This is a genomic window from Dietzia cercidiphylli (assembly GCF_014145145.1).
GTDB classification, from domain to species: Bacteria; Actinomycetota; Actinomycetes; order Mycobacteriales; family Mycobacteriaceae; genus Dietzia; species Dietzia natronolimnaea.
Genome location: NZ_JAALEA010000260.1, coordinates 1 through 3,598 on the forward strand (window position 1 = coordinate 1; position 3,598 = coordinate 3,598).

Sequence of the window (3,598 nt, forward strand, 5' to 3'; positions counted from 1 at the left end):
GGCTCGCCCCGCAGCGGCCGCTGGGGGAGCTGCGTTCGGACGTCGAGATCGTCGACGCGGCCAAGATCCCGTACGGGCGCTCGATGGCCCAGGACGCCATCAACCGGGTCCTCGTGGACCGCGCGAGGGAGGGCAAGTTCGTCGTCCGACTCAAGGGCGGCGACCCGTTCCTCTACGGGCGGGGATACGAGGAGGCCCACGCCTGCGCCGAGGCCGGGATCCCCTGCACCGTCGTCCCCGGGGTGTCCAGCGCGCTCAGCGTTCCCGCGCTCGCGGGGATCCCCGTGAGCAACCGCGGCATGACCCACGAGGTCACCATCGTCTCGGGTCACCTCCCGCCGGGGCACCCGGGCTCCCTCGTCGACTGGGAGGCCCTGGCCCGGATGCGGGGGACGCTGGTCGTGCTGATGGGCGTCAAGAACTCCCCGGCCATCGCCGACTCGCTCATGGCCGGTGGCCGATCGCCGGACACCCCCGCCGCGATCATCGTGGACGGCAGCCTCGACGGTCAGGTCACCCACCGGTGCACGGTCGGCACCATGGCCACCACGCTCACCGACCGCGGGGTCCGGCCGCCGGCGATAGTGGTTGTCGGCGAGGTCGCCGGACTCCCGCAGGTGCTGACCCGGGCCTGAATCCCGCCCTCGCGGTCCCGGGTCCTCTACTCGGGGCCCAGGTCCTGTCCTCGGGGGCCCGGGTCCTGACCACAGGGGCCCGCGTCCCCCTCAGGGGCCGGTCACCATCGTCAGGGTGGAGGGCGAGCTGTGTTCGAGGGTGTGCCCCGCCCGGCGGGCCACCCGCAGGAGCGCCTGTACGTCCGCCATCTCCGCCCGTGAGGTCGCCAGCGTCCTGGCGAGCAGCCCCTTGTGGTGCTTGGAGAAGTGGGACACCACCTTGCGGGTGCCGTCCGGGTACTCCGTGACGACGTCGACGGTGACGGCCCCCGGGACCGGCCCCAACTGGTGGTAGCCGCCCGAGCGGAGGTCGACCACGAGGTCGTCGGCCCAGCCCGAGGTGGCATCGGTGAGCGAGGGCTTCCACACCGCGCGGAGCGTTCCGAGTCCGGGCAGTCGCGTCCCCGCGGAGAGTCGGTAGTGGGGGATGGGGTCGTCGGCGGCGATCAGTCCGAAGAGCGCCGACCCGATCCACAGCCGCGATTCGGCGCGCGCCCGGGTGGCCCGGGTGAAGGAGGCCTGGTCCAACGCGTCGTAGAGCACTCCGGTGTACCGGCTCAGTGCCGGGGCGGTGGGGGAGGTCCACAGGCGTGCGTCGTGCGTCACCTCGTCGGCGAGCGCGTCGCTCAGGCCCAGCGCGCGTCGCGCACCCTCCGGGTCGTCGACACACATCGAGACCAGCGCCCCGGCCACCGTCTCCCGGGTGTCGGAGAGCGCGGGAAGGGACAGCGCGGCCAGATCGAGGGGGCCACCCGACCCGCCGACGGACTTGGTCTCGGAGGGCGAGAGGAGGATGCGCACCCGGCTGAGGCTACCGTCGCTCCGGTGGCGGGTCCCCGGGCGGCTACGCTTGACCACCGTGATCACGCGTCTGTCCCACCTCTTCCTGCGTACGCTCCGCGACGACCCGGCCGATGCCGAGGTCCTGAGCCACAAACTGCTGGTCCGTGCCGGCTACGTCCGGCGCGTCGCGCCCGGCGTGTACTCGTGGCTGCCGCTCGGCCTGCGCACCCTCCGGCGGATCGAGCAGGTGGTGCGAGAGGAGATGAACGCCTCCGGCGCCCAGGAGATCAGCCTGCCCGCGCTCCTGCCCCGCGAGCCCTACGAGACGACGGGCCGGTGGACCGAGTACGGATCGGCGTTGTTCCGTCTCAAGGACCGCAAGGGCAACGACATGCTCCTCGGCCCCACCCACGAGGAACTGTTCACACTCACGGTGCAGGGCGAGTACTCCTCGTACAAGGACCTGCCCGTCACCCTGTACCAGATCCAGTCCAAGTACCGGGACGAGGAGCGGCCCCGTGCCGGGATCCTCCGGGGCCGCGAGTTCACCATGAAGGACTCGTACTCCTTCGACCTCGACGACGCCGGTCTCGCACGCTCGTACCAGGTGCACCGGGAGACCTACCAGCGCATCTTCGACCGCCTGGGCATCGAGTACGTGATCTGCGCCGCCACCTCGGGAGCGATGGGCGGATCGGCGTCCGAGGAGTTCCTCGCGATCTCCGCGGCGGGGGAGGACACCTTCGTCCGGTCGACGGACGGGGAGTACGCGGCCAACGTCGAGGCCGTGGTGACCCCGGTACCGCCCGCCCGTCCGCTCGAGGGACTCCCCGAGCCCGTGGTTTACGACACCCCCGGGACGCCGACGATCGAGACCCTGGTCGAGTGGGCCAACGGAGCGGGCCTCGGGCGCCGGGTCACGGCGGCGGACACTCTCAAGAACGTGTTGTTCAAGGTCCGTGAGCCCGGCAAGGACTGGGAGCTGCTGGGCGTGGGGCTGCCCGGGGACCGCGAGGTCGACATGAAGCGCGTCGAGGCGGCGCTCGAGCCCGCCGAGGTGGCCGTGCTGGGCGAGGACGACTTCACGGCCAACCCGTTCCTCGTCAAGGGGTACATCGGTCCCGGGGCCCTGCTCGCGGGCGGGGTCCGGTACCTGGTGGACCCGAGGGTGATCGACGGGACCGCCTGGATCACCGGGGCCGACGAGCCGGGCAGACACGTCGTGGGCCTGGTCTGTGGCCGCGACTTCACCCCCGACGGCACGATCGAGGCCGCCGAGGTCAGGGAGGGCGACGAGGCCCCCGACGGCCACGGCACGCTCACCCTCGCGCGAGGGATCGAGATCGGTCACATCTTCCAGCTCGGCCGCAAGTACACCGACGCCTTCGGATTCGACGTCCTCGGCGAGAACGGCAAGCCCGCCCGGGTGACGATGGGGTCCTACGGCATCGGGGTGTCCCGGCTCGTCGCGGTGCTGGCCGAGCAGTACGCCGACGAGAAGGGCCTGGTGTGGCCGGCGGCCGCGGCTCCGGCCGACGTCCACGTGGTGATAGCCAACAAGGACGAGGCGGCGACCAGCGGAGCCGCGACGCTCGTCGAGGCTCTCGACCGGGCCCGCCTCGAGGTGCTCTTCGACGATCGCAAGGCCTCGCCGGGGGTGAAGTTCAAGGACGCCGAGTTGATCGGCGTCCCGTGGGTCGTCGTCGTGGGTCGGGGATGGTCGGAGGGGACGGTGGAGCTGCGCGAGCGCGCCACCGGGGAGATCACCCAGGTGCCGGTGGACGGAGCCGCGGACGAGATCCTCCGGCTCATCGGGGCCGGGCGCTAGTCCGTCAGGACGGGGGAGGGAACCCGGGCAGCGCCTCGAACGGCGCACCCGGCACCAGCGTCCGCCAGCGCTCCAGTTGGATCGAGGCGGCCGTGAGGGCGTCGAGGCAGAACCTCCGGATCTCCGTCGACCGCGCCGCCGCGATCTCCGTCCGCCACGCCACGCAGCAGTCCGACTCCAGCCGGATGGCCAGGAGCACGGGCGAGGTCGGGGTGTCGGGGGCCGTCAGATAGCCGACAGGCGCGGGAGGGGAGCCGGGCCACAGGGCCTCCGCGGCGTCCCTGCGGGCGCGGTGGGCGGCGAGCTCCCGCCG

At 72.3% G+C, this 3,598-nt stretch carries 4 protein-coding genes; 2 read left to right on the forward strand and 2 right to left on the reverse strand.

Features of this window, described 5'->3' with window-relative positions:
* Positions 1 to 635: uroporphyrinogen-III C-methyltransferase (gene cobA, locus G6028_RS09800; RefSeq protein WP_182610224.1), on the forward strand; the 635-nt coding region annotated here is incomplete at its 5' end.
* A gap of 90 nt (positions 636 to 725) precedes the next feature.
* On the opposite strand, the gene G6028_RS09805 is transcribed toward cobA, so the two are convergent.
* Positions 726 to 1,475 carry a YaaA family protein gene (locus G6028_RS09805; RefSeq protein WP_182617663.1) on the reverse strand — a complete coding sequence of 250 codons (750 nt, stop codon included), beginning with the start codon at positions 1,473 to 1,475 and terminating at the stop codon, positions 726 to 728.
* 58 nt (positions 1,476 to 1,533) lie between these two features.
* Between G6028_RS09805 and G6028_RS09810 the strand changes: the two genes are divergently transcribed.
* Positions 1,534 to 3,285, forward strand: a complete 1,752-nt coding sequence (locus G6028_RS09810; protein ID WP_182658750.1) for a proline--tRNA ligase — start codon at positions 1,534 to 1,536, stop codon at positions 3,283 to 3,285.
* A 4-nt stretch (positions 3,286 to 3,289) separates the two neighbouring features.
* Here G6028_RS09810 and G6028_RS09815 read toward each other — a convergent pair.
* A partial coding sequence (locus G6028_RS09815) for a DUF4439 domain-containing protein (protein WP_182658751.1) occupies positions 3,290 to 3,598 on the reverse strand: 309 nt, incomplete at its 5' end.